Raw genomic sequence first — 24,923 nt, 5'->3', positions numbered from 1 at the left:
TCAAAGGCTTTTCGAGGTTACCGACCGGGTTGTTTGCGTTGCCGCTTGCCCTGTCGATGTGGCGTATTATAGAGATCCAGCTCACATTGGCAAGGCTTTACCGCAATAAAATTGCAAAAAAGTGCAATTTATTAGTTATTCATATCAACACACAGCCTTTATACAGACTTATCCACAGGTAGGGGTGAAATGCGGGGTTTTGTCTCCGGATATGCGCCTCAAAACGGTACAAGCCCCCATCCATCATCGCTGCACCGCCGCGTCTGACACACAGCACCAACGACCGCTTCTATATAAAGAGGCATATATAGGTGTGCCTATCCCAATCCAGCCTCTTTGATCCAGCTCGCCATCAGCTCGCTGGCGGGAAGATCCCGGCAACCCACTACATTCTGGCCAGCCCAGAGCGGAGAGAAGCCGCTGTCACCTGTTTTTTCGGCGGCAGCACGCAGCGGTGCCAGTGCGCCACTGGCATAGGGAAAGTGAGGGGCAAACTCCGAGAGCGGGCCCAGCTCACGCATCAGACGGTTGACGATACCCCGCGCTGGGCGGCCACTGAACAGATTGGTCAGTGCCGTCTGCTGGCCTTGGGGCGAGTGGAGAGCGGCGCGATGCAGCACCGAGGTGGTTGCTTCATGGCAACAGAGAAAGGCGGTGCCCATCTGCACGACACTGGCCCCCAGCGCCAGCGCGTTGGCGATCCCCTTGCCATCGACGATACCGCCAGCGGCAATCACCGGCAGATCGGTTGCCGCGAGGATCTGTGCCAGCAGGGTCAAGGTGCTCTGCTGCAAAGCGAGATCATCAGAGAGGAAGTAGCCGCGATGACCACCCGCCTCCAATCCCTGGGCGATGATGGCATCGGCGCCATGGTAAGCGAGCCATACGGCCTCCGCCACCGTGGTGGCGCTGGCAAAGACTCTGGCACCCGCCGCTTTCACTTGGGCAAGCAGCTCGGGTGCGGGCAGGCCAAAGTGAAAGCTGACCACCGCCGGTCTGAACTCGGCCACCATGGCAGCATGTTCCTCATTGAAAGGGGCTCGGTTTGGCGCCGTCGTGACGGCTGAGGGCTTTACACCGAACTCGGCATAGTAGGAAGCAAGGCGCTGCTGCCAGCGAGCCAATGCAACGGGATCCGGCTCCCGTTGCTGATGGCAGAAGAAGTTGATGTTAAATGGCCCAAGGCCACTTTTGGCAAGACGCTCCAGTTCGCTGCGCAGTTCCGCTGGCGTGAGCATGGCTGCAGGCAAGGAGCCCAAACCGCCCGCACGGGTCACGGCCAGCGCCAGCTCGCTTCCCTGCACACCGGCCATCGGCGCCTGAATGATGGGATAACGCATTCCCAGCTCGGTAAAGAGGCTCATCCATTCACCCCGTTTGTCGCGTCCGCCGCCAGATGTGCGCGGGCCAGCGCAATGGCGCCATCGATGGCACTGCGCGCCTGCGGGCTTTTCTGCCAACAGGTCGAGCCCAGCATGCTGGCCACCAGCTGGACAATATGGGTGGTGTCGGCCTCGGCCAATCCGGCCAGGGTATGGTAGCCAAGCTGTTCGAGCCGCCCGATAACGGTCGGCCCCACCCCTTTCACGCCGAGCAGCAGGGCCCGCTCTGTCGGGCCAAACCGGTTGTTGCCATCCATCTGTCAGACTCCTTTCCGATCGCCGTGGTTGCACATCAGCCCCACAAGGGGCCTGATGAAGAGAGTGGAGGCTTAACGCACGCTGCGCAGCAGAAAGTCCGGCTGACCACAGGAACGGCGCTCACGCTTTTGCATCTCGGCGGAGCAGGTGACCGCATCCGTCCCCTCTTTATTGACGCAGATGTAGATCTCCCGCAGGAAGCGGCCACCATCGGCGCAAGCCACCGTGATGTTGTCGGGGGCCAGCCACTCGTTGGCGCTCGCCAGATCGGCCTTGAGCTGGAAGGTGCTTTTGCGCAGCGGCTCTTCCGGGGATTGATAGGCCGCAGGGATCTTCACCTTCTGGCGCAGGTTGCTTGCCAGCTGATGGAATTGGGGCTGACTCAGGCCGGAGCAGGTGCCGTGCTTTTCCCACTCATGGCGATAGAGAAAACGGCTGGGGTAGAGGTCGGCAAACTCGCTCTCCATATCGGGATCGAGCCGTTCGCGGGTGCAGTTGCTAGGGTAACCGCGATCGTACTGGGGCCAGAGCCCGTGTAGCACGAACCCCAGCTTGCGGGAACACTGGTCCCGATCCGCCGGTTTGACGGCGCAATGCTCGGGCGACCAGGAGAGCGCCATGGCGTAATAGTCAAACACCCCCGCCTCTCCTTTGGCCTGTGCGGCCGAGGAGAGCAACAAACCACCCGCCAGCAGGGCAATCATCTTCTTCATCTATATATGTCCATTTCAACCAACTCGGGAATGGCTGCAATGCTCCCATATTCCAGCACGCGGAAACAGTGCTCCCGCCAAGGCTTGCGACAAGGGTCAGACCACTTCGGGGTTTCACCGGATACTAACGAGGCGTAAGCTGGCATCCTGGCGCCGGGTGCGCCACCGCATCATTTCAAGCAACCACAGGATGTAACATGATCCGCAAGAATCCCTCCGGCCATCTGCCTGTCATCGACGAATCCGCCTATATCGACAAGACCGCCATCATCTGCGGCAAGGTGATCATCAAAGAGAATGTCTTTGTCGGCCCCTATGCGGTGATCCGTGCCGACGAGGTGGATGAGAGTGGAGATATGGAACCCATCGTCATCGGCGCCAACTCCAATATCCAGGATGGCGTGGTGATCCACTCCAAATCCGGCGCCGCCGTCACCATCGGCGAGTACACCTCCATCGCCCACCGCTCCATCGTCCACGGACCATGCGAAGTGGGAAACCGGGTCTTTATCGGCTTCAACAGCGTGCTGTTCAACTGCCATATCGGTGACGGTGCCGTGGTGCGTCACAACTCGGTGATTGATGGCTGCGATCTGCCGCCGGAGTTCTACGTCCCCTCCACCACCCGCATCAACCAGCAGAGCGATCTGACCCATATCCCGCGGGTTTCGGTAGATGCCGCCGAGTTCTCCGAAGACGTGGCCCACACCAATATCGATCTGGTTAAAGGGTACAAAGCGCTCTCCAACGAGTTCTGATCCCTTTCTTCATTACCAGAGAACAAAACGGGCGCCGAAGCGCCCGTTTTTCATCTGACTATCTATGAAGGTTAGATGGCCCTGACGCAGGTGGCGGCATGAGCTTCATCCACCAGATCCCACAGCGGGTCGCCAGTGCTCAGGTCGAACAGCGGCAGCTCACCATCGTCATTGGCAGTCGCATCGCTGCTCCAGTAGCGGTTGTAGAGCGGCCACCCCTGCTGCTGAAGCAACTGATCCGTCGCGCCATCCTTGTTGTAGGCAGCAAACAGCACCTCCAGCTCGGCCCGGGTCGGCAGACGCCAGTCATCGTGGCCGCGCGCCACCAGCTGCTGGCAGTAATCCCGCGCCCGCGCCTGACCCATGGTCACATACTCCAGCGGGAAGGGATTGTAGTCACCATCACTGTCACTGCTCACACCGTCATAGGAGATGGACAGACGATCCGCCTCGTCCTTGGTCAGCTGGCAGACAAAAGCCAGCTTGCCCGCCACAAGCTCGGGTTGACGGCAGCCCCGGGCAAAATCGGGCTGGGCATCCACCACCTGCACCGTCACGGTCAACGTGTGACGAGCCGTGGTCGCCACCAGTCGTGCCGTACCGACCGCCACACCGCGCACCTCGCCCTGCGGACTCACGGTGGCGAACTCAGTCTGTTCGCTGCGCCACTCAACAGGCACATCGAGCAGGCCGAGAGAGCCATCGCTCAGTTGCCACTGCAGTTGCAGAGGGAGTGAGCGCCCCACTTCCAGCTGAGGCTGGGCAGGCAGCACCGCCAATCCGGTGATCACCGCTCCCACCGGAGTCGGGTCATCCGCCTCACTCACCCTCAGCTCTGCGACCGTGGCTGGGGTGCGACGCGGCTCGGCCGAGGCACTGCGCAAAAACTCGCCGATGGCATCGAGCTCGTCATTGCTGAGGCCAAGAGCATGCAGGTGATCGGAGGCCTTGGGGAAGAAGGGATCGTATTGATCCGCACCGGTCGGGAAACCCACCCCGCTGCTCCACTTGGTCACACCAAAGTTGTACATGGCCACCACCCCCTGCACCGAGCCACCGATACGCTGGGCCAAGATCGGGAAGATGCCGTTGTGCATATAGGGGCCGGTAAAAGCAACATCCCGCAGACTAGGGGTCTTGAAGCGACCGATGTCCGACTTGTTGCGGGTCTGCAGGAAGCGACCGCGATCTTCCAGCTTGCCGCGACCGTAATAGGTAAGCCCCACACTCTCGAACCCGTGTTGACTCAGCAACGGGCCCGAGTGGCAGTTCATGCAGCGGCCATCGGTGCGGTAGAGGTGCATCCCCCACAGCGCCTTGTCACTGAGCGCCTGACTATCCCCTTGAACGAAGCGCTCAAAATCGCTGTCGCGGCTGATGATGGTGCGCTCGAAGGTGGCGATCGCCTTGGCGATCCGCTCCAGCGTGATCCCCTGATCGCCAAAGGCGGTGGCAAAGGCTGCCTGATAGTCGGGGCTGGCCTGCAAACGGGCCAGCAGCTCGTCATGGCTCAGCGCCATTTCGATGGGGTTCTGGATCGGGTGAAGCGACTGCTCCTCCAGCGTGGCGACCCGCCCGTCCCAGAACTGGGTCGAGCTGAAGGCGCTGTTGAGGATGGAGGGGGCGTTGCGATTACCCTTCTGACCCAGATGACCGACCGATACGCTCAGGCCGTCGCTCCACCCCTTTTGCGGATCGTGGCAACTGGCACAGCTGATGTCCCGCCCCCTGGAGAGCTGCTTGTCGAAAAAGAGCTGCTGACCCAGCACCACCTTGGCCCGGCTATAGGGGTTGTCGGCCGGGAAGGGAACCGCCGGCAGCGGCCCCAGCTCCTGCCATTCTACCCCGTCATCCACCCGGGCGGCGGGCCATTGGGCCGATGAACCGCTGTACTGGGCGCGCAGAGTCGCCATGTCAGGCTTGCTGCTGTCGCGCACCACGGAGGGACGCACCGGATAGGAGGCCAGCGCATACCAGAGCAGACTGCCCTCTCCCTCATCCAGCCAGGTTCGGGTCGCAAGTTGATAGAGACGGGGTTGACCCACCCCATCCTGCAGCCAGATCTGGGCGGGCAGGCCAACAGCAAAGGTATTGGGATAGCGCCATGCTGACTTGTCACTGCTCAGCAATCTCTCGAACTCGGTAAGGGTCGGCAGGCGCCAGTCGCTGCGGCCGCAAGCGGTCAGCCCCGCAGCCAGTTGTGGCTGGCTGGCAACCGCCAACGCACTGGTGTCACTGCCATACAGCCAGTACTGGCTACCCTTGACCCCGCTGACCGTGCGCACATCGTGCAGGCACTGCCAGGGGCCACGCACCACCAGCAGCCCCTGCTCATCGAGGCGCAGCAGATCTGCCGTCTCCGGCTCGTCCGGCTGGCTCGGATTGGCGGGATAGAGCTGGGTACGGGCGGACTGGATCTGGGCACTGTTACTGCGCTGATACCAGCTGCGCGCCTGCTTGTCATCGCGCAGGGCCAACAGCATCTGCCAGCTGTCGGCATAGTCGAGCACGGCGCCCGGCTGGCGCTGGGCCAGCAGGAAGGCTGCATAATCCTGAAGAGCCGCCTGTTGTTGCACGCGGATCTCCTCTGCTCTACCCCACTCGGCCTGACTGAGGGAGCCATCTCCGCTCTGATCCGCCAGCAGGAAGAGCGCCGTCTCCTCCTCGTTCAATCCCAGCCGCGGCACGCTGTTGCGGCGCGCCAGAGTGATCCCGGCCGAGAGATTCGCCACCCGCACCGATACCGCTCGCAGCAGATAGCCCTCGTCGCTGCCAAGCAGCTCCAGCGGCTGATCCAGTTGCAGACCTTCAGGCAAGGTGATGCGGGCAAGCTGGCCCGGTTCGATGGCCTGTTGCACGCGGATCCCGGTGGCGACCTGTCTCACCTCAAGCTGTGCTCCCGCCCCCAGTCGATCAGCCACATTGACCTCAATGGTCAGAGGAACCCGGGTATGAGTTTCCGGCGGTACTATTGGCGGAGTGATGGGCGGTTCGGTCGGCTTGACGACCGGCGGGGTCACCTCGGGTGAGGGGGCCACAGACGTATTGCTGTGATTATCATTGCAATTGCATGCGGTCAGAGCCAGCAGGCTGAGCAGTAAGAGGCTGGTTTTCATTCGGTATGGTTGGGTGGTCAGACAAGTGCGCGATTATCCAACCAAATACCAATCATTATCAATTGCATTCAATTAATATGCTTTTTGACAACAACTCCTTATCCGCAACGCCTTACCACCCAATGAGAGAGGGCTGCCTCTTTGGCTGCCCTCTCTTGCTTCAAACCCGCTTGTCGAAAGCCCGACAATCTTCAGGAGCACTTCTTCAGGCTGATATGCCAGTTGGCACCGGATTGCACCTGATGCTTGGCGGCGAAGCTGTCCATGTTCAGCGCCACCGACACCTGCAGCAGGCTGTTGAGGTAGACCAGCGGCTGACCTTCCGGCACATCGCCGAAGCTGCTGACGTACGGCGCCTTGCCGTCATATTTGACCACATCCCCTTCGCGGATCTTGATGCAGGCTGTATCCCCTTTGTTGATCCCCGCCTTGGTCAGCAGGGCATCGTCGATATTGGTCCAGACGTTGCCGTACTGCACATCGAGGATCGGGATGGTGCCCTTGAGGGTGCCATCCTTCTCTGCTACCGCAGGCTGATAGGGGATCTTCACCACTTCGGCGGGCAGCAGCGGGCCGACCTGCTCGTAGCTGATGGCGCCGGAGGCGAGCCGTGCGCCGGTATAGGCGTACACATCGCGGCCATGGAAGGTGTAGGACTTCTCGGAGCCCTTGAGGCGGTTGAGCTTCTCATCGATCTGGCGTACCGCCTCGATGCCGAAGTGTTCGGCCGCCAGGGTCAGGGTGCCGTTGTCCGGAGTCACGATGTATTGGCCGCTCTTGGTCTTGAGGACCACTGACTTGCGCTCGGTGCCGACACCGGGATCAACCACGCTGACAAACACGGTGCCCTTGGGCCAATACTGCAGGGTCTGGTAGAGGCGGTAGGAGGCTTCCCAAATGTTGTAAGCCGGGATCTCGTGGGTCAGGTCATAGAGCGGCAGGGTGCGATCCACCCCGAAGGCAACCCCCTTCATGGCCGACACGGCGCCATCTTTGAGGCCGAAATCGGTCTGGATCACCAGCGCTTCGTTGGCGGCGGCGATGCCGCTTGCCAGCATGAGGGCGAGCACGATGGCGCGGGGAGCGGTGCGAATATCCATATCTGAACTCCTGAATCATCTGAGGATAACGAAACGGCAACAGCCATTTAGACATCCAGACTGCCACCAATGGATTTTTTTGCAAGGGGTTTGCAACAAAGTGAGGGACGACTCGCAGAAATTGTGCTCGCCAAACGGCGACAGCGGGGGTATCAAAGGCAGAATTGGAAAACGTTTACAATACAGGAGCTCAGCACCATGACACAACCCGTACCGGAGATGATGACCCTGCTGCTGGAGATTGGTGAACAGAGCAGCCAGGTCTGGCTAAGCCAGCCAGATGCGGCCCCGTCACACTACCTGCTGGCCTTTGGCACCCACGCCATCCAGCCCAGACCGTTTCGCAATGCGCCACCCACCCCGCTCGAACTGGAGCGGGCCATCATGGTGGTGGAAGATGAGCTGATGCGCATCGCCCCGCAGATCCCGCCCGGCTTGCAGCTGACCCTGCGCAGCCAGCCGTCGCTGGCCGAAGTGCTGGGGGACAACCAGCTCGACCGGGATCTGGTGGAGCAAGCCTTTGGCCAGCTGGCCGCCATGGCGGAAGGGGATCCCCTCGCCGCCAGCTTGCTGCCCCGCGACGAGCACTTTGCGGCCGTGCTGCTGATCGTCAGGGAGTGGCTGCACCATCTGGCCAGCGAGAGCGTGCTGATTGTGGAGTAGGGATAAATAAGTGGTGAGGGCTTCAGCTTCTGGCAAGGTTTGTCGGTGGATCCTGTCGGGATTTCCTTCGCGTATACTTTGCCCGTATGGCGCCCGCGCCCCTATCGGTACTGCACCCAGACACCTATGACCTTATTTTCAGGTAATCCCCCAGCCTTGCGCTGGCCATCCGCGTTTGCTCGCCAGTTCATCGTCAAAGTGGCCGGATTGGCCCTGCTCGCCCTGACCGGGCTGGGCACTGTCTTCTACTACACCTATCTCACTATCCAGCACGACATGGATCTCATCACCGCCAGACAGAAGAACGTGTTCGAGGTCTTCTACCAGCGAGCCAAGATCCTCAAGGTGGAGAACATCACCAGCTATCTGGCACAACACCATCTGCTCGATCAGCCACCGCCCCCGAATAGCGTCGGCAGCGACTATCTCTACGGGTATGACCTCAAAAGCAAATACCGCTTTGCCGATATTCCGCTGCAATACCCGGCTGCCAATCTCCTCAACACCTTCCGCTATGCCCTCTCCTATCCGGAGGTGATCAACATCTACACCATCTGGAATGACTACCGGCTGATCGGCATGGTTGCCGACAACAATGTGCTACCCACCAGACTGGCGCCGATCAAGGTGGATCTGATGACCCTGCCCGCCTGGTATCACTACTTCGGTTGCGCCAGCTTTGCCCCCGGCCGCCCCTTGTGCAGCGCCGATGAGGCCTTTGTCTCCGATATCGAGATCGACAGCTTCAGCATGCGCAACACCATAGTGATGTACTTCCCCTTCATTCATCAGTCGGGGCGCGGCGGTTACAAATACGGGCTGCTCGGTATCGACATCGCCGTCGATGAAGCATTTAACGATGTGCTGCGACCCTTCGACACCATCAACCCGACCCGCACCAACATATCGTTTGAAGCCGCCGAGCCCTGCCGCCCGAAGCATCTCTGCCTGAGCAAACCCTTTATGCGCACCAAGGCGGGGGATGATCTCTATCTGAAGTGGTCCTACAGCTGGTTTGATTTCGTCAAGCTGGCCCTGCAAAGTGCGGCCTTCAAGGTCTATCTCATCGTGCTGTTGATGGGCATGGTGGCCTGGAAGCAGATCTACCTGCGGCTGCGCACCCTGGCGCACACCGACCACCTGACCCGGCTGCCACGCAGAGATGTGCTCTGCCAGAGTCTGCTCCACGAGCACGACTACCTGATGATCCTCGATATCGACAACTTCAAGTCGATCAACGATACCTATGGCCATAGCGTCGGGGATCTGGCACTGGTCGCCTTTGCCCGCCACCTCAGAAGCAATATCCGCAAGGTGGACAGCGCCATCCGTTGGGGCGGCGAGGAGTTTATCGTGCTGTTCAAGGGGATGGAGGATGACGAGATGATGATCCACTCCGCTGGTCGCCTGCTGGATCGGCCATTGGGGATCCCCGAGCTGCCCACCCCCATCACCTTCTCCGCCGGGGTGATCCGCATTCGCGACTACCTCACCGTCACCGAGGCGGTGCATCTCGCCGACGAGCTGCTCTACCACGTCAAACAGCACGGCAAGCACAACATCGCCTGCTACGAGGGCAAGACGATCCGGCTGATCCGCCCGTTGCCGGACGACGCAGAGGCATAGCCGCCTTCTGCCGATCCCCCCGCATCTGTTACCATCGCGGCCACGATGATTGTGTCGTTGTGGCCGCTGGCCGCGATAACCCCCTACTGGTGCCTTCTATGTCCATTGCCTCCTTTGCCGAACTGGCCCTCTCCCCCCGTCTGCAGCAGACTCTGACCGAACTCGGCTATGCCGCACCGACCCCCATCCAGGCTCGCGCCATCCCCGTCATTCTGGCAGGGCGGGATCTGATGGCCGGCGCCCAGACCGGCACCGGCAAGACCGCCGCCTTTGTGCTGCCGCTGCTGGAGCAGCTGCTACAACAGCCACAAGCAGAGCCCCGCCCGATCCGCGCGCTGGTGCTGGTGCCGACCCGCGAGCTGGCGGTGCAGGTCGCCGAGAGCGTGGCGCGCTACGGCCAGGGCACCGGTCTCACCAGCACGCTGGTCTACGGCGGGGTGAGTATCGCGGCTCAGGTAGAGGCGCTTCAAGCCGGGGTGGATATCCTGATCGCCACCCCGGGCCGTCTGCTCGACCATCTGCGTCAGGGGGCATTGAGCCGGGATAGCCTGCGCCATCTGGTGTTTGACGAGGCGGATCGCATGCTCGACATGGGCTTTATGGACGAGATCAAGGCGCTGCTAAAACAGCTCCCGGCGGATCGCCAGACCCTGCTCTTCTCCGCCACCTGCGACGACAACCTGTTTGCTTTGAGCAAGGTGCTGCTACGCGACCCCGAGCTGATTGAAGTGGCACCGCGCAACACCACGGCAGCCGAGGTGGAGCAGCGGGTCTACACGGTAGATAGCGATCGCAAGCTGGCGCTGGTCGAACATATGCTGAAAGTGAAAGGGTGGGCACCGGCGCTGATCTTCAGCCGCACCCGACAGGGGGCTGACAAGCTGGCCCAGCAGCTCGGCAAAGCAGGCATCAATGCGCTGGCCTTCCACGGCGATCTGTCGCAAAGCGCGCGTGAAAAAGTGCTGCTGGAGTTTCGCGCCGGCACCCTGCAGGCACTGGTCGCCACCGATGTGGCAGCCCGCGGCCTCGATATCACGGATCTCAACTACGTGATTAACCTCGAGTTCCCGTTTGTGGCCGAGGATTACGTCCACCGTATCGGTCGCACCGGCCGCGCCGGCAACAAGGGGCTCGCCATTACCCTGTTCAGCCCGGAAGATGCACCGCTGTTGGAGAAGGTGGAAGCTGTACTCGACGCCCGTTTGCCCCAGCAGTGGTTTCCCGGTTTTGAGCCAGATCTCACCCGCTTCGAGCCCGAGCCGCGCCGCAACCGCAAGGCGGCCCAGAAGCAGCGCGCCAGAAAGCAGGCCCTCGCAGGCAGCAAGGGGGGCAAGGGCAAGCGTTAAGCCGCCCAGCGCCGCCAATAAAAAAACGCCCGCACGGGCGTTTTTTGTTATCTGACAGGAGCCTGCTCTTGGCGAGTAGCACCCTAGCGGGTCGCCAGCACCAGTGGCAGGGATCGCAAGATCTGCCGCTCTGCCAGGGTCGAGAGGATAAACATCACCATATAACCGAGGCCCAGCGCCACGATAATCGCCACCACGTTGGCGGTGAACTCGGCCACCAGATAGTAGGCGGCAACCAGCGCCACTATGCCAGCCAGCCGGATCAGCAAACTCCGGGTAAAGTGGCCGTGAGCCTTGATATAGGCGAGCTGATAGCCGTTGAGCATCATAAAGATGAAGAAGATGGAGAAGTGGAACAGCACAGGCACCGCCCCCACGTAGTCGGCGGGGAAGAACAGCAACACCAGCGGCTTGCCCGCCAGCAGCATCAAGCCAAAGAAGGCCAGACTGACGATGGCGGAGAGGCGGAAGATCCAGCGCCGTATCATCCTGATCTGGCGGTGGTCGCCATTGCGCAGATTGACCGCCAGCTCAGGCAGCACAAAGCGGTAGATGGGGAAGACAAACAAGGTGGTCATATAGGTGAAGATGGGGCGCACCACTACCTGAAAATCCCCCAGCTCGTCGATGCTGAAGTGGCGGATGGTGAGCAGCACAGTGATGTAAATCATCAGGATGCTGGCTCCCGCCTCCAGGGATGCGGTAAAGCTCTTCTTCACATAGCTCACCATCTCGGGGCCGAGCGCCACCTTGGCGAGCGGCCTGGTGGCGATGGCCCGGCGGCGCGCAATATACATAAAACCGGCGATAGCGAGCGACGAGAAGGTCAGCCCGTAGAAGAGCGAGGCGAGCGCATCCATCCCGAGTCCAAAGTAGCAGGCCATAAACAGCAGACCATTGGCCAGCGGCTCCAGCCAGGTGACCCGGTTGGAGAGCGTATACATCCGGTACATGGCCACCAGATTGGTGAAGTAGACCTTGAGCCCCAACCCGAAGATGACCCCCACCAGTTGCAGATACTCCACCCGGATATGGAGCCCGTGCTTGATATAGGGGATCACAGCCCCCCAGGTGAGCAGCACGATGCCGATGAGGAAGTAGCGGAAGATATTGATGATGTCCCGATCGTTTTTGGTCTGGGAGTAGCTCACCACCATGGAGGAGCGAAAACCTGTCATCAGGATAAAGGAGAGGGAGATCAAATCGACCACGCTGTTGAACAGCGCCAGCTCCCCCTTGGCGACCCACTGCGCCAGCCACACCTTGAAGGCGAAGCCAATAACGATGCTGACCAGCGAGGCCCACATCCCGGTGATAAAGGCCTGCTTGAGGCGCGCGAGAGAGGCGTATTGCATAACGAAAATGGATAACTTTCAGGGAAAAGAGAGAGGGCCATCTTATGAAAGCCCACCTCCCTTGAACAGCGTTAATGCCACGCACTCACAGCCACCAAAAAAGCCGCCAATGCAAAACACCCGCTTATTTCCTGAAAGCGGGCGTTTTGTGGTGTGCCGTTATGGCTGCTGATTGCAGCAATGGCAAGGCTTGCTGCCAGTCTGTCGCGCAGCGGCTATGACTGCGGCGCCGCCTTGATCAGCTCCTCGTAGTGATCAATCAGCTCGGGGCCATGCAGCGGCGAGTCGTGACCGCCAATCACCGTCTTGATCGGCAACTTCATCGCTTTAAGCCGCTCGATGGTCTGCGGATAGGCCTTCACATTGGCAAAGCTCAGGTTGCCCAGCTTCTCCTTGAGGATGCAGTTGCCATAAAGCACCTGCTCGTCAGGGAAGTAGACAAAGATGCCGTCCGGCGTATGGGCCGGGCCCGCGTAGAAAGCGCGCACCTTGCCCTCTTGCAGGGTGAAGTCGCCATCGTGCACCACGTTGGGCAGCACCAGCGGCAGATCCGGATACTCCGGCAGCCCCTTGCGGGTAAAGGCGACAATCTCGGCCCAGTCGCTCTTCATCAGATCCCGGGTCTGGCGCGTCGCCACCACCTTGGCCCCGATGGACTTCCAGTAGGCATTACCGCCCACCCGATCGGTGTGGTAGTTGGTGTTGATCACCTCCAGCACCGGCTTGCTGCTGACCCGTTTGATCAGCTTGTGCAGCTCGCGGGCGGTATCCGGCGTCCAGGTCGCCCCCACCACCGTCACCCCCTTGGCCCCGAAATAGACCATGGAGTTTTCCTTTACGTAGTAGTTATCTTCAACCACATACACAGGGCCACTCACCTGCTTGAGGGAGATCCCCGCCGCCCGCACGCTGCCACCCCAGAAACTCGCCATCAGCACCACGGCCCCGGCTAATGTGCACTTCATCCAACCTTTCATCATCTTGCTCCCTCGAACCAACCGCCCCCTCGCCACCCCTGTGGCAAGCCGGGCCTTTTAAGCAGTGGGCAGAAGATACGGGGGATTTGTGAGGGGAAAATGAGGTTCTGTGAAGTCTGGGTGAAGTCAGGGGGAATTCAGAAAAATCAGGGGGAATCGGCGGCGAACCACGACAAAGATGGCGATTTACGGTGCGCAGGGTGGAGGGAGGGAAATGGTCAGAGCATGCAATCAGCGCCTTGCTGTAGGGACGATTAGCGCAGCGTAACCGTCCGTTTACCGCTGCGCACCGAGTCATGGCAAGACAGGCATGCCCTCTTGGATGTCAACGGCCTCCTGGCCCCCCCCTTTCGCGATCGTCCGAATGCGCTTCACTAATTGAGTCTACGTCCCTGATATCGCGTAATCTCCCATCGAAGTGCATAAAGGAAAAGGCCGATGCCCGAGATTTCGGTACGTAACGTCCCAGTTAAAAAGGTGGGGGGCCAGATTTCGTTCCCGATAATTAAAATTCATTTCTTTGAGATTGAAGTTGAAATTAAAAATCTTGGTGTTATTTTATATCGTAGAAAACTAATTTACTTTTTATGGAGTGATGTATGGAAGAACAAGTTTTTTTTAGCGATGATAAAGTCAGCGTCAGCAACAGTCGATTCATCGTTAATGGACAAACATACGTAATGAACTCAGTTACATCTGTCAAAAGTAAGATCCAGACTCCGCAACGCGGAGCAGAAATATTAATTGGATTATTTGGTGTTGCCATAATGTTCATCGGTAGTTGGTGGACCGTTGCTGGTTTAGTAATCCTCGCATATGCCGCGAAGATATGGCGAGAAAATAAAACAACGTACTCAGTTATATTGAGTACCGCTGCGGGTCAAAATAAGGCGCTGGTTAGCACTGAACCAAATTATATTGATACCATTGTTCGCTCCCTAAATGATGCGATTGTGAGCCGTGGTTGATTGTAGTTGAAGGGGCATTGTCTCCTAAGGAGGGTGCGAACCAGTGGATCGCACCTCCCTTATGAGTAGCATGCCTACATTTTAAAATTTCATTACTCCAACACAAAGCAAAATTGACGTTTGATGAACGGGAACGGGTGCCCCCCGCAGGCACAAATATTTGATTTGAGCTTTTCAAAGACAATTACCGCCTTGTTGTTACGAGGATACTTTTTTGAGCTCCTTGAGCTTGCCAAGGCGCACCGCAATCGTCCACTCAGCTTCCACATCGGCCAACTCTTCACGGTTCCCCCCCTGACATCTCTCGTCGGTGAGCACAAACGATTCCTTGCATGGAGCAGATGACCCACCTGATTGAGGTCATGCTCGTTGGCTGGCATGCTTTTCAGACTATGGGTATAGCCACTTTTGAAATCGACTCCGGGAGATAACGCCCGTTAGCTACTTTGGGATAGATGGGCGTGATGGCCCCCTGCATCCTTGACTATGGGAACAAAGCTTCCATGCGAGCAAAAAATGCCTCTTTGCGAGTTTTACGGCGTTTGTCATTTAACTCGCAGTCCACGAAGGTGAGCTGGTAACTCATGCTGAACCTCATCCTTGATATCAAGTAGAACCATGATCTCACACTAAAGACTTGTTCGCACCTCCCCTAGCGGAACTTGATAACAAGATGATACTGAATTGTTGTCGCCATTTACACAAAGTCAACGAATATTCAATAGCAGAGTATTTTACATGGTAAATTGAAGTTATTTGGTATAATTTTCATGCATTGAACTCACTATTTATACTCATTTAAGCAAGAGAGAATAACATAAATAAATTCATTCCCAGATAATATGCAACCAATTAATCAAAGCACATGTTAAATATCAACACCAATCTCAAAAAACATTAATTAACAATTAAAAGCCAATCATAAATATTAGATTTAATCAAGGCGACATCAATCCACTTAGTAAGTCAATATTGTAAATTGTAGAGCAAAGCATTTCTAAAACTCTTCAACCTAGAGTAGATAATAAATCATATTAATAAACTAAAATAAAAACCACCTGCATAGCAGGTGGTTTTTATCGCTTCCTAACGAGCATACCTTTTCTGCGCCAACCTCGCATCACCCCAACGGCGGCGTGCGTGGCGGCACCATACGCTTGCTGCCGGTGGATTCGAAGGCCGAGGCGAAGCGCAGCAGGTTGTTGTCGTCATAGGCGCGACCGGCGAAGGTCAGGCCCACCGGCATACCGATATCGGCCATGATGCCCATGGGGACGGTAACGGTCGGCACGCCGAGGTGGCGAATGGCGAGGTTGCCGTTGGCAACCCAGATGCCGTTGCTCCAGGCGATATCGGCGGAGGCCGGATTCACATCCGCATCAGCCGGGGCGACGTCGGCGACGGTGGGGAACAGCACGGCGTCGAGCTTGAGCCCGTCCATCCAGTCCTCCAGATCCAGCTTGCGGGTCTTCTCCAGACCACGCAGGCCGTCCGGCACTGTGGCGATCTCGTCCCACGATTTCAGGCCACGCTTGGCCATATTGACGTACTCGTCCATGCCCGCCGCCAGATCGCCCTCGCGGTTCGGCAGGGTGCCCGGATCGTGGGGGAAGATCTTCGGCCCATCGACATCCTCAAGCTTGTTCAACTTGGGATCGCCGTTGGCGCGCAGGAAGTCGTCGAACGCCCAGCCGGAGAGCTCCCACAGCTCGTCGTTGAGAAACTCAGGTGACACGATGCCGCGATTGAACACGGTCGGCGCACCGGGTCGGTCCCCTTCGCAGTTGGAGACCAGCGGGAGGTCCACCTCGATGACCTCGGCGCCCGCGGCTTCCAGCGCCTTGCGCGCATCTTCCCAGAGGGCAATCACGGTCGGGCGGGTGTGGATGCGCTGACCGGTCGGGCCGCCGATGCCGGGGTTTTCGCTGGTGCCGGCCAGTTCATCCTTGTTGATAAACATGCGCGGCACGCCGAGGCGCTTGCCCTTGAGGGCATCAGGCTTGGCTGCCAGATCCAGATAGGAGGCCGGACGCACTTCGGAGGCCTTGGGCAGCTGCACCCAGGGCTGCATGCGCCACAGATCGCCACGGGTGTCGGCATCGTCGGCGACCACTACGTCGAGCACTTCCAGCAGATCGGCCATGGTGCGGGCATAGGGCACCACCACATCCATGGTCGGAGTCAGCGGCCAGTTGCCACGCACCGAGATGACGCCACGGGACGGGGTGTAGGCGCACAGACCGTTGTTGGAAGCCGGGCCACGGCCGCTCGACCAGGTCTCTTCGGCGAGACCAAAGGCGGAGAAGCTGGCGGCGGTAGCAGTACCGGCACCATTGGAGGAGCCGGAGGCAAACGGCGCGGTCAGGTAGTCGGCGTTGTAGGGGCTCTCGGCACGGCCATAGACGCCGCGCTGCATGCCACCATTGGCCATCGGCGGCATATTGGTTTTGCCAAGGCAGATGGCACCGGCGGCGCGCAGGCGCTCAACGGTAAAGGCATCGCGCTGGGCCACCAGATCCTTGAAAGCCGGGCTGCCGGAGGCGGCGGTCAGCCCCTTGACCAGATAGCTGTCTTTGGCGGTGTAGGGGATACCGTCGAGCGGCCCCAGAGTTTCGCCACGGGCGCGGCGGGCGTCAGAATCTTGCGCCTCTTTCAGCGCATCGGGATTATGCACCACCACGGCATTGAGTTTGGTGGCGGTCTCGGGGCCGTTGTAGGCCTCGCTCCGGGCCAGATAGGCCTTGACCAGTTCGACCGCTGTGGTGCGGCCTGATTCGAGCGCGGCACGCAGCTCGGCAATGGAAACCTCGGTCACTTCGATCATGGGGATCTCCTGTAAAAGGGTGACTGTTTGTCATGATGATCGCCGCATCAGCGCCTGCGACCATCATGTCATCAAGAGATAAAACCCCACGGCGTGGGGTTTTGAATACTCACCGGAACCGGTTTACGACCCGTCGCGAGAGGCCGTCAGCAAGGTGAAGAGCAGCGCAGGAACCGGAGTGTATGTGAATACATGAGGATTCCGAGCAGCACATGAGCCTTGATCACGGCTTCGCAGCAGGATCGTCATCCGGTTCTTATTTGCCGGAAGGGATCTGCTGAGTAATGCAGTGAATATTGCCACCGCCCAGCAGGATCTCGCGGGCCGGTACGCCGACCACGGTGTGCTCCGGGAAGATCTCTTCCAGAATGCGCAGGGCTTCGCCATCGGTGGCGGCATCCAGCAGCGGATAGACGATGCGATCGTTGGTGATGAGGAAGTTCACGTAGGAACCGGCCAGACGGCCTTCTGCCTCGCGCGGCACACCGGTACCGCTCTCGACACCGGCAGACTCCTCTTCGGTGCAGTAGAGCGGGCCCGGCTGGGGCAGCTTCCACACTTTCAGCTTGCGCCCCTTGGCATCAACTGCCGCTTCCAGCACCTTGAGGGCGGCCACGGAGCGGGCGTACTGGGGATCGCTGCGGTCATCAGTCCAGTGCAGGGCCACTTCACCCGGACGCACGAAGCAGCACATGTTGTCGATGTGGCCGTCGGTTTCGTCCATGTAGACGCCTTCGTCCAGCCAGATAAAGCTGGTGACGCCCAGATAGTCGCGCAAGTGCGCTTCGATCTGCTCTTTGGTCAGGTGCGGGTTGCGGTTTTCGTTGAGCAGGCACTCGGCGGTGGTCAGGCAGGTGCCTTCGCCATCGACGTGGATGGAGCCCCCTTCCAGAATCAGCGGCGCATCGTAGCGAGCCATGCCGTGCTGGGCCAGCATCTGGGCTGCGACCTCTTCATCCTGATTCCACGGGTAGTAGAGACCGCCCTTGTGGCCGCCCCAGGCGTTGAAGCCCCAATCCACCCCACGGCACTCGCCGGCAGCGTTGGTCACAATGGTGGGGCCGGTATCGCGGGCCCAGCAGTCATCGCTGTTCATTTCAACCAGAGTGACATGGGTGGGCATGATGGCGCGGGCCTGCTCCATAAACTGGGCCGGAACCCCCATAAAGACAGGGGTGGCACCGCCGATAGCATCGGCCACCTTGGCGAAGGTCTCTTGCGCGAAACGACCGGCTACGCGCCAGTTGTCCGGGCGAAACGGCCAGATCATCCAGACGGCCTGCTGGTGCGCCCACTCGGCGGGCATGGTGAAGCCGTCGGCGGCCGGCGTGGAGTTAATGGTCTTGATGCTCATCGCAAGGCTCCTTGCATGGATTGAGGCCCCCGATTACGCCCGATGCGGCGCGGGAACCCGGAAAAATAAGAGTGGGTCGCAGATTAAGACGTTGCGCCCCCATCCATCAAATGAATAGGATGGATTGTCCCATAAACACGGCGAATAATCCCCCCCCATGAAACTGCACCAGCTCGACCTCAATCTGCTGCTCGCTTTTGACGCCCTGATGACGCAAGGGAGCGTCACCCGCGCCGCCTAGGCGCTCTTTATCAGCCAGCCCGCCATGAGCCATGCCCTCAATCGGCTGCGCACCTTTCTCGGCGACCCGCTTTTGGTGCGCACCCCGCAGGGGATGCTGCCAACCCCGCGCGCCCAGCGGCTGCATCTCGGGGTGCAGCAGGCGCTGCGGCTGCTGGAGCAGCAGCTCAGCGAGGAGGAGCTGTTCGAGCCGCGCCAGTCGAAACGCCGCTTCGTGCTCTGCACCACGGACTACGTGGAGTGCGTGCTGATCCCGCCGCTCATCCAGCGCCTCAGGAAGCTGGCGCCCGGGGTCACCATCGAGATCCGCATACTGCGCGACACATTGCCGGAGGCGGAGCTGGCGAGCGGCGAGATAGACCTGGTGCTGGGCTTTGACGAGTACATGCAGGTGCCGGGGTATCTGGGCAAGGAGACCTGGCTCACCGAGCCGCTGGCCGGGCTGGTGCGCGCCGATCTGCCCATTGCCAAATCGGCCCACGCTGGTGCAGAGGATGATCCCTCCCAATGGCAGGAGCGCATCACCTTGCAGCAGCTCATCGCTATGCCCCACGTGTTCCACTCGCCGCTCGGCACCTCGGAGGCGAGCCTCGACCGTTATCTGAAGAGTCTGGGCTTTAGCCGCACCATCTCGGTCAACAGCCAGAGTTATATGTCCGCCGCCGCCATCGTCAGCCAGAGCGATCACCTGCTGGTTCTGCCCAGCATGGTGGCCGAGCTGCTCGCTACCCACTGGCCGCTGAAAAGCCTGCCGCTGCCCGCAGACGTGCCGGATTATCACCTCAACTGCGTCTGGCATCCCGTGCACGCCCAACAACCCGCACTGGTGTGGCTGAAAGATTTGATGAAAGAGCTGGTGGGGCCGAGGTAAGGCCGCTGCGTCTGGCATGCCCAGTCACCACGCGCAGCAACCGGCGCGGGTATCGCTGAAAGATTTGATGAAGGAGCTGGTGGGGCCGAGGTAACCCTCCCGAAAACAACAGTGGCTCCCTCGGGAGCCACTGTTGTGTCTACGGTATCGCGTTACGCCCGCAGGGCCCGCATCAGCTGGGCGACCACGTCGTCGAGCAGGGGGCGATCGGGGCGGCACTGGGCGAAGGTGACCAGCCCTTGCAGGTTGATCAGCAGCAGGGCGGTGAGGGTGCGGATATTGCTATCCGGGGCCAGCTCGCCCTTTGCCTGCGCCTGCGTCAGCAACTCGGCCAGGTCCTGCTCCAGCTCGCCGTAGATCCCCTTGACCCGCTGGGTCAGCTCCTCATCCTGCTCGCTCAACTCCATCATGGTGCGGGTCACCAGACAGGAGCCGCAGAGCGCCTCTCCCACAATTCCGTCGAGATAGGCAGCAAGGCCCGCCAGCGGGCTCGGGTTGTCGAGCAGGGCGCGGCGCAGGGTGCGTTTGCCCTCGACATAGTGATCCACCGCCGCCAGCAGCAGGCCGCGCTTGTTGCCGAAGGCGCCGTAGATGCTGCCCGGATGCAGGCCGGTGGCGGCCACCAGCTCCTGCATGGTGGTCTTGGCGTACCCCTTGGCGCGAAACGCTTCCATGGCATTTCGCAGCACCTCGTCCCGATCAAACTCGGCTATGCGCATGGTTCCTCCCGTGAGAAATGGTTCACCGGCAAGGGGCAAACAGGCCCGCCGATAAAGAGTGGCTGGAAAGGGCGGCAAGTTTACCCCAGCCGCCCGCTCGGGCCAACCTTCTTGAACGCGCATTCAAAAAAAGCTTGCGCCCGACGCAAAAAACGTCTTGAATGCACATTCAAGAATAACCCGTTCAGGACAAACTATCATGAATACCCTGTTTCAGCCGTATCGACTCAATGACACTCTGACCCTGGCCAACCGCTTCATGATGGCCCCGCTCACCCGCTGCATGGCAGGCCCCGGTCTGGTGCCGACCGAGCAGATGGCTGCCTATTACGGCCGCCGCGCCGACATCGGCCTGATTGTTTCCGAGGCCGTCATCATTCGCCCCGACGGGCAGGGCTACCCCAATACCCCGGGCCTCTTTACCCAGGCGCAGATCGATGGCTGGAAGAAAGTGACCAACGCCGTGCACGCCAAGGGCGGCAAGATCTTCGCCCAGCTGTGGCACGTCGGCCGCCTCTCCCACCCCTTCTTCCATCAGGCTGAAGTGCTGGCCCCCTCTGCCGTGGCCTTTGATGGCACTGTACCCCGCATGCGTGAGCTGACCTATCAGGTGCCGCGTGCCCTGACCGAGGCCGATATCGCCCAGCTGGTGCAGGATTACGCCCAGGCCGCTGCCAACGCCATCGAAGCGGGCTTCGACGGAGTGGAGATCCACGGTGCCAACGGCTACCTGATCGATCAGTTCCTGCACCACTCCACCAACCTGCGCACCGACAACTACGGCGGCAGCCCGGAAAAGATGAGCCGTTTCGCGCTGGAAGTGGTCGATGCCATCAGCGCCCGTATCGGCGGTGATCGGGTTGGCATTCGCCTCTCCCCGGGTGCCTATGTTCATCTGGCGGGCAGCCCGGAAGATCGCGCCGTGTTCGACTATTTGCTGGCCGAGCTCAACGATCGCCCGCTGGCCTATATCCACCTCGGCATCTTCGATGACAACCTCACCTTCGATTATCTGGGTGGCCGCGCCTCCGACTATCTGCGCGCCCACTACAAGGGCAATCTGGTCGGGGTGGGCAACTACGACGCCGAGCGCGCCGCCGCGGCCATCGAGGCCAACCGCTTCGATCTGGTGGCCATCGGTCGTCCGCTCATCGCCAACCCGGACTATCTCGCCAAGGTGAAGAAGGGCGAAGCGCTGGTGCCCTACGCCGACACCATGCTGGCCGAGCTGGTATAACCACGCCGCCATCGCCAGACGACAGGCAATAAAAAACGAGGGGAGCGATTGCTCCCCTCGTGCTATTCACTTGTTCAGCCGTTTGTTGTCAGCCGGCAGCCATCGTGATCAGGTACGAAACAGCGCCTCGATGGAGAGCCCCTGGCTCAGCAGGATCTCCCGCAGGCGGCGCAGTCCCTCGACCTGGATCTGACGCACCCGCTCGCGGGTCAGACCAATCTCGGCCCCTACATCTTCCAGCGTAGCAGGCTCGTAACCCAGCAGGCCGAAACGGCGTGCCAGCACTTCCCGCTGCTTGGGATTGAGCTCTTCCAGCCAGTGCACAATGCTGGCGCGCATGTCGTCATCCTGAGATTCCAGCTCGGGCCCCATGCCGCGCTCGTCGGAGAGCACATCCAGCAGCGCCTTGTCGCGATCGCCACCGATGGGGGTATCTACCGAGGTGATCTTCTCGTTGAGCTTGAGCATGCGGTTCACACTGTCCACCGAACAATCCAGCGCAAAGGCGATATCCTCGGCGGTCGGTTCATGATCGAGACGGTGCGAGAGTTCACGCGCGGTACGCAGGTAAACGTTTAACTCCTTGACCACATGAATAGGCAGACGGATGGTGCGGGTCTGGTTCATGATGGCCCGCTCAATGGTCTGGCGGATCCACCAGGTGGCATAGGTGGAGAAACGGAAGCCGCGCTCGGGGTCGAACTTCTCGACCGCGCGGATAAGACCGAGGTTGCCCTCTTCGATGAGATCCAGCAGCACCAGGCCGCGGTTGTTGTAGCGACGGGCGATTTTCACCACCAGTCGAAGGTTGGACTCGATCATGCGCTTGCGGGCTGCTTTGTCACCCCGCAAGGCACGACGGGCGTAGTAGACTTCCTCTTCGGCAGTGAGCAGCGGGGAAAAACCAATCTCCCCCAGATAGAGTTGCGTGGCATCCATCACCTTGTTCAGTTCCGGTGCCAGCAACTCATCGGAGATAGTCTCTTCCGCCTCGGCGACTACCTCATGCAACTCTTCTACTTCTTCTTCGCTCGATTCGGGTTCAGCGTCAAACTCTAACTCTGCATCCTGCATTACCAGTTGTTCTTGGCTCATGGTGTGTCTCCCTGACGTTACCAGAGTAAGACGGTCTCTCTGGGGTTAACGCTTTGGCAAATAGCTCATCGGATTGATCGATTTGCCTCGGTACCGGATCTCGAAATGCAATCGCACATCCGGCGCGTCCGTGCTACCCATGTTGGCAATGACCGAGCCCCCCTTGACGCTGTCCCCTTCCTTCACCCGCAACTCATCGTTGTGTGCGTAAGCGGAGAGATAGTCATCATCATGCTTGAGGATGATCAGCTTGCCGTACCCCCTTAAAGCACTGCCAGCGTATACCACTTTACCACCGCTGGCGGCGTAGACGGGTTGCCCCTTCTGGCCGGCTATGTCGATACCCTTGTTACCCTGTTCTGCAACAGAGAACCCCTCGACGATCCGACCTTTTGCGGGCCAGTGCCAAGCAAGTCTCGACTGGGAGTTGTTTGTTTTTTGTTCTTTGGTCTGAGCGTATTCCTTCGGTGCCGCCGGAGCAACGGATTTCTGAGCGATGAATGGTGTGGTCTGACCAGATCCGCTCGGCTCGGCCAACGGACGCGGTCCGCTGCTCGGACGGCTCACTGCCGCCGGCGTTACAGTTGCCGGACGAGTCGCAGCCACCATCTGGGTCGAACCACCACCAGCGGTCTGGACGTTGAGTACCTGACCCGGCTGCAGCGCATAGGGGGCGCTCAGATTGTTGCTCTGGGCCAGCACCTGCGGCGTCATGCCAAACTGGCGCCCGATGCTGCTCAGGGTATCGCCGCGGCGTACTTCATAGGTACCGGCACTTCTGCTGCTGGTCACCGCAGAGCCCGATGCGTCGAGACGCAGCCGCTGCCCCGGGTAGATATTGTAGGGCGGACTGATGTTGTTGAGACTGGCCAGCGACGGCACGTCGTTGCCGGAGTTGAAGGCGATGGAGTAGAGGGTATCGCCCCGCTTCACCACATAGCTGCCGCCCTGAATGGGGGCGTTGAGCTGAGTGCCGCTCTGGCGAGCCGGAATGGTCGAGACGAACTGATCATCACCTACCCCATCCACCGGAGCTGCATTTTTACTGGAGGAGCAGGCAAGCAGCAGCCATGACAACACCACGACACTGCTTCCTTGCCAAATACGCGAACGCATAATGGATCCTTAACGACTAAACCAGAAATAGGCCACAACGGCCAGACCAATACAGAGCCAACCGAGCACATCCACGTAGTGCATCAGTTTGCGTTCCATCTTCTCGCCACCCCAGCGCATCAGGCCCGCCACCAGGAAAAAGCGCATGCCACGACCGATGAGGGAGGTGATGATGAAGGGCAGCAGAGCCATTTGCAACAACCCTGCCGTCACGGTAAACACCTTGTAGGGGATGGGGGTGAAGCTGGCAATGAAAATGACCCAGATCCCCCACTGCTCAAACCAGTGGCGGGCGATCCCGATCTTGTCCTGATAGCCAACAGACTCCACCAGCGGCAGCACCACCGGATCCCACAGGGCATAGCCAAGGGCGTAACCGAACAGGGCGCCCAGCACCGAGAAGAGGGTTGCCAACCCGGCGTAGTGCCACGCCTTGTGCGGCTTGGCGAGCGCCATTGGCGCCAGCATCACGTCCACCGGGATCGGCCAGAACACCGACTCGATAAAGGCGGTGATGGAGAGATACCAGGGGGCATGCTTGTGGCGGGCCCACTGCATCACCAGTACGTACAAACGGGAAAACAACTTCACTCAACATCTCCGTCAATCAGGGGAACAAAACGTACCGGCTCCAGAATACGGCTGGTCAGCTGGGAGCCGGATCGTTCGATCAGCTGCAGGGTCTGCTGGCTGTCACCCACGGGCAACACCAGTCGCCCCCCTTCGGCCAGCTGATCGGTCAGTGCCGTGGGGATCTCGCTCGCCGCGGCCGTCACCAGAATGGCGTCATAAGGCCCCTTGTTGGGCCACCCCAGCCAGCCGTTGCCGTGCTTGGCCGAGACATTGTGCAGATCGAGCTGGCGCAGTCGGCGCCGGGCCTGGAACTGCAGCGACTTGATCCGCTCAACGGTATAAACATGCTCCACCAGATGGGCGAGGATCGCCGTCTGGTAACCGGAGCCAGTGCCAATCTCCAGCACATGGGCCGGATCATTTTGCATCAGCAACTCGGTCATTCGCGCCACCATATAGGGCTGCGAAATGGTCTGGCCGTGGCCAATGGGCAGGGCGGTGTTGTCCCACGCCTTGTGCGCCATGGCCTCGTCCACGAACAGCTGGCGCGGCACTTTCGCGATGGTCGCCAGCACGCGAAAATCGCGAATATCCTGCGCAATGAGCTGATTTAACAGGCGCTGTACTATCAC

General features: G+C 59.8%; 22 protein-coding genes and 1 pseudogene. 8 read left to right on the top strand and 15 right to left on the bottom strand.

Annotated features, from left to right (window positions below; all coding sequences use genetic code 11):
• The coding region (locus tag BN1115_RS22650; protein WP_208597751.1) for a hypothetical protein at positions 1-182 on the top strand (182 nt) is incomplete at its 5' end.
• A gap of 135 nt (positions 183-317) precedes the next feature.
• Here the strand turns inward: BN1115_RS22650 and BN1115_RS06160 are convergent.
• The 3 genes from BN1115_RS06160 to BN1115_RS06150 all read right to left on the bottom strand — a co-directional run bounded on the left by BN1115_RS06160 (position 318) and on the right by BN1115_RS06150 (position 2,353).
• On the bottom strand, positions 318-1,364 hold the full coding sequence (locus BN1115_RS06160; RefSeq protein ID WP_042656487.1) for an NAD(P)H-dependent flavin oxidoreductase: 1,047 nt from the start codon (positions 1,362-1,364) through the stop codon (positions 318-320).
• On the bottom strand, positions 1,361-1,639 hold the full coding sequence (locus BN1115_RS06155; protein WP_042656486.1) for a Pathogenicity locus: 279 nt from the start codon (positions 1,637-1,639) through the stop codon (positions 1,361-1,363). Before BN1115_RS06155 ends, BN1115_RS06160 begins: the two co-directional genes overlap by 4 nt.
• Before the next feature lie 72 nt (positions 1,640-1,711).
• Positions 1,712-2,353 carry a ribonuclease T2 family protein gene (locus BN1115_RS06150; RefSeq protein WP_042656485.1) on the bottom strand — a complete coding sequence of 214 codons (642 nt, stop codon included), beginning with the start codon at positions 2,351-2,353 and terminating at the stop codon, positions 1,712-1,714.
• A gap of 197 nt (positions 2,354-2,550) precedes the next feature.
• Between BN1115_RS06150 and BN1115_RS06145 the strand changes: the two genes are divergently transcribed.
• Positions 2,551-3,111, top strand: a complete 561-nt coding sequence (locus BN1115_RS06145; RefSeq protein ID WP_005335471.1) for a gamma carbonic anhydrase family protein — start codon at positions 2,551-2,553, stop codon at positions 3,109-3,111.
• Positions 3,112-3,182: 71 nt separating this feature from the next.
• On the opposite strand, the gene BN1115_RS06140 is transcribed toward BN1115_RS06145, so the two are convergent.
• A complete protein-coding gene (locus BN1115_RS06140) occupies positions 3,183-6,227 on the bottom strand; it encodes a cytochrome c peroxidase (protein ID WP_042656484.1) in 3,045 nt (1,014 codons plus the stop codon).
• A 191-nt stretch (positions 6,228-6,418) separates the two neighbouring features.
• Positions 6,419-7,327 (bottom strand): SAM hydrolase/SAM-dependent halogenase family protein, encoded by a 909-nt coding sequence (locus tag BN1115_RS06135; RefSeq protein WP_042656483.1) that lies wholly within the window; start codon positions 7,325-7,327, stop codon positions 6,419-6,421.
• A 198-nt stretch (positions 7,328-7,525) separates the two neighbouring features.
• Between BN1115_RS06135 and BN1115_RS06130 the strand changes: the two genes are divergently transcribed.
• The 3 genes from BN1115_RS06130 to BN1115_RS06120 all read left to right on the top strand — a co-directional run bounded on the left by BN1115_RS06130 (position 7,526) and on the right by BN1115_RS06120 (position 10,962).
• Positions 7,526-7,990, top strand: a complete 465-nt coding sequence (locus BN1115_RS06130) for a hypothetical protein (RefSeq protein WP_042656482.1) — start codon at positions 7,526-7,528, stop codon at positions 7,988-7,990.
• A 156-nt stretch (positions 7,991-8,146) separates the two neighbouring features.
• Positions 8,147-9,616, top strand: a complete 1,470-nt coding sequence (locus tag BN1115_RS06125; protein ID WP_042656481.1) for a GGDEF domain-containing protein — start codon at positions 8,147-8,149, stop codon at positions 9,614-9,616.
• A 98-nt stretch (positions 9,617-9,714) separates the two neighbouring features.
• A complete protein-coding gene (locus tag BN1115_RS06120) occupies positions 9,715-10,962 on the top strand; it encodes a DEAD/DEAH box helicase (RefSeq protein ID WP_042656480.1) in 1,248 nt (415 codons plus the stop codon).
• A gap of 83 nt (positions 10,963-11,045) precedes the next feature.
• Here the strand turns inward: BN1115_RS06120 and BN1115_RS06115 are convergent, their stop codons facing one another.
• Positions 11,046-12,317 carry an MATE family efflux transporter gene (locus BN1115_RS06115; protein ID WP_042656479.1) on the bottom strand — a complete coding sequence of 424 codons (1,272 nt, stop codon included), beginning with the start codon at positions 12,315-12,317 and terminating at the stop codon, positions 11,046-11,048.
• 215 nt (positions 12,318-12,532) lie between these two features.
• The gene (gene cphA, locus BN1115_RS06110; protein ID WP_082034804.1) at positions 12,533-13,297 is read right to left on the bottom strand and encodes a CphA family subclass B2 metallo-beta-lactamase; all 765 of its coding nucleotides are present in this window, start codon (positions 13,295-13,297) and stop codon (positions 12,533-12,535) included.
• A gap of 596 nt (positions 13,298-13,893) precedes the next feature.
• On the opposite strand from cphA, the gene BN1115_RS21575 reads away from it, so the two are divergent.
• Complete coding sequence (locus BN1115_RS21575) at positions 13,894-14,262, top strand: DUF6232 family protein (protein ID WP_082034803.1); 369 nt, start codon at positions 13,894-13,896, stop codon at positions 14,260-14,262.
• Positions 14,263-14,460: 198 nt separating this feature from the next.
• Here the strand turns inward: BN1115_RS21575 and BN1115_RS22765 are convergent, their stop codons facing one another.
• The 3 genes from BN1115_RS22765 to aguA form a co-directional block, all read right to left on the bottom strand.
• On the bottom strand, positions 14,461-14,580 hold the full coding sequence (locus tag BN1115_RS22765; protein WP_244152230.1) for a DUF3292 domain-containing protein: 120 nt from the start codon (positions 14,578-14,580) through the stop codon (positions 14,461-14,463).
• An 802-nt stretch (positions 14,581-15,382) separates the two neighbouring features.
• Positions 15,383-17,086, bottom strand: coding sequence for an amidase (locus BN1115_RS06095; protein ID WP_042656475.1), 1,704 nt, complete (start codon positions 17,084-17,086; stop codon positions 15,383-15,385).
• Positions 17,087-17,342: 256 nt separating this feature from the next.
• Positions 17,343-18,440: an agmatine deiminase gene (gene aguA, locus BN1115_RS06090; RefSeq protein WP_042656474.1), complete on the bottom strand. Its 1,098-nt coding sequence runs from the start codon at positions 18,438-18,440 to the stop codon at positions 17,343-17,345.
• Between the two features lie 157 nt (positions 18,441-18,597).
• Between aguA and BN1115_RS06085 the strand changes: the two are divergent.
• A pseudogene (locus BN1115_RS06085) lies at positions 18,598-19,551 on the top strand (LysR family transcriptional regulator).
• 152 nt (positions 19,552-19,703) lie between these two features.
• Here the strand turns inward: BN1115_RS06085 and BN1115_RS06080 are convergent.
• A complete protein-coding gene (locus tag BN1115_RS06080; protein WP_042656473.1) occupies positions 19,704-20,270 on the bottom strand; it encodes a TetR/AcrR family transcriptional regulator in 567 nt (188 codons plus the stop codon).
• Positions 20,271-20,469: 199 nt separating this feature from the next.
• Here BN1115_RS06080 and BN1115_RS06075 point away from each other — a divergent pair, with 199 nt between their 5' ends.
• Entirely contained in the window at positions 20,470-21,507 is a 1,038-nt protein-coding gene (locus BN1115_RS06075) for an alkene reductase (protein WP_042656472.1), read from the top strand.
• 108 nt (positions 21,508-21,615) lie between these two features.
• On the opposite strand, the gene rpoS is transcribed toward BN1115_RS06075, so the two are convergent.
• From rpoS to BN1115_RS06055, 4 genes are read right to left on the bottom strand one after another with little or no spacing between them, the layout of a single operon-like run.
• Positions 21,616-22,602 (bottom strand): RNA polymerase sigma factor RpoS, encoded by a 987-nt coding sequence (rpoS, locus tag BN1115_RS06070; RefSeq protein WP_042656471.1) that lies wholly within the window; start codon positions 22,600-22,602, stop codon positions 21,616-21,618.
• 45 nt (positions 22,603-22,647) lie between these two features.
• Positions 22,648-23,718, bottom strand: coding sequence for a peptidoglycan DD-metalloendopeptidase family protein (locus tag BN1115_RS06065; RefSeq protein WP_042656470.1), 1,071 nt, complete (start codon positions 23,716-23,718; stop codon positions 22,648-22,650).
• Between the two features lie 9 nt (positions 23,719-23,727).
• Entirely contained in the window at positions 23,728-24,309 is a 582-nt protein-coding gene (locus BN1115_RS06060; protein WP_042656469.1) for a YqaA family protein, read from the bottom strand.
• Positions 24,306-24,923 carry a protein-L-isoaspartate(D-aspartate) O-methyltransferase gene (locus BN1115_RS06055; protein ID WP_033138377.1) on the bottom strand — a complete coding sequence of 206 codons (618 nt, stop codon included), beginning with the start codon at positions 24,921-24,923 and terminating at the stop codon, positions 24,306-24,308. The genes BN1115_RS06060 and BN1115_RS06055 overlap by 4 nt, the downstream gene beginning before the upstream one ends.

The organism is Aeromonas allosaccharophila, assembly GCF_000819685.1.
Lineage (GTDB): Bacteria > Pseudomonadota > Gammaproteobacteria > Enterobacterales > Aeromonadaceae > Aeromonas > Aeromonas allosaccharophila.
The sequence above is the reverse complement of the archived record's forward strand: the minus strand, read 5'-3'. Positions and strand labels throughout refer to the sequence as shown.

Coding starts and splice junctions, on each gene's coding strand:
- BN1115_RS06155 (WP_042656486.1), bottom strand. CDS start 1,639: ATGGATGGCAACAACCGGTTTGGCCCGACAGAGCGGGCCCTGCTGCTC.
- BN1115_RS06160 (WP_042656487.1), bottom strand. CDS start 1,364: ATGAGCCTCTTTACCGAGCTGGGAATGCGTTATCCCATCATTCAGGCG.
- rpoS (WP_042656471.1), bottom strand. CDS start 22,602: ATGAGCCAAGAACAACTGGTAATGCAGGATGCAGAGTTAGAGTTTGAC.
- cphA (WP_082034804.1), bottom strand. CDS start 13,297: ATGATGAAAGGTTGGATGAAGTGCACATTAGCCGGGGCCGTGGTGCTG.
- BN1115_RS06130 (WP_042656482.1), top strand. CDS start 7,526: ATGACACAACCCGTACCGGAGATGATGACCCTGCTGCTGGAGATTGGT.
- aguA (WP_042656474.1), bottom strand. CDS start 18,440: ATGAGCATCAAGACCATTAACTCCACGCCGGCCGCCGACGGCTTCACC.
- BN1115_RS06145 (WP_005335471.1), top strand. CDS start 2,551: ATGATCCGCAAGAATCCCTCCGGCCATCTGCCTGTCATCGACGAATCC.
- BN1115_RS06080 (WP_042656473.1), bottom strand. CDS start 20,270: ATGCGCATAGCCGAGTTTGATCGGGACGAGGTGCTGCGAAATGCCATG.
- BN1115_RS21575 (WP_082034803.1), top strand. CDS start 13,894: ATGGAAGAACAAGTTTTTTTTAGCGATGATAAAGTCAGCGTCAGCAAC.
- BN1115_RS06095 (WP_042656475.1), bottom strand. CDS start 17,086: ATGATCGAAGTGACCGAGGTTTCCATTGCCGAGCTGCGTGCCGCGCTC.
- BN1115_RS06120 (WP_042656480.1), top strand. CDS start 9,715: ATGTCCATTGCCTCCTTTGCCGAACTGGCCCTCTCCCCCCGTCTGCAG.
- BN1115_RS06075 (WP_042656472.1), top strand. CDS start 20,470: ATGAATACCCTGTTTCAGCCGTATCGACTCAATGACACTCTGACCCTG.
- BN1115_RS06065 (WP_042656470.1), bottom strand. CDS start 23,718: ATGCGTTCGCGTATTTGGCAAGGAAGCAGTGTCGTGGTGTTGTCATGG.
- BN1115_RS06115 (WP_042656479.1), bottom strand. CDS start 12,317: ATGCAATACGCCTCTCTCGCGCGCCTCAAGCAGGCCTTTATCACCGGG.
- BN1115_RS06150 (WP_042656485.1), bottom strand. CDS start 2,353: ATGAAGAAGATGATTGCCCTGCTGGCGGGTGGTTTGTTGCTCTCCTCG.
- BN1115_RS06140 (WP_042656484.1), bottom strand. CDS start 6,227: ATGAAAACCAGCCTCTTACTGCTCAGCCTGCTGGCTCTGACCGCATGC.
- BN1115_RS06135 (WP_042656483.1), bottom strand. CDS start 7,327: ATGGATATTCGCACCGCTCCCCGCGCCATCGTGCTCGCCCTCATGCTG.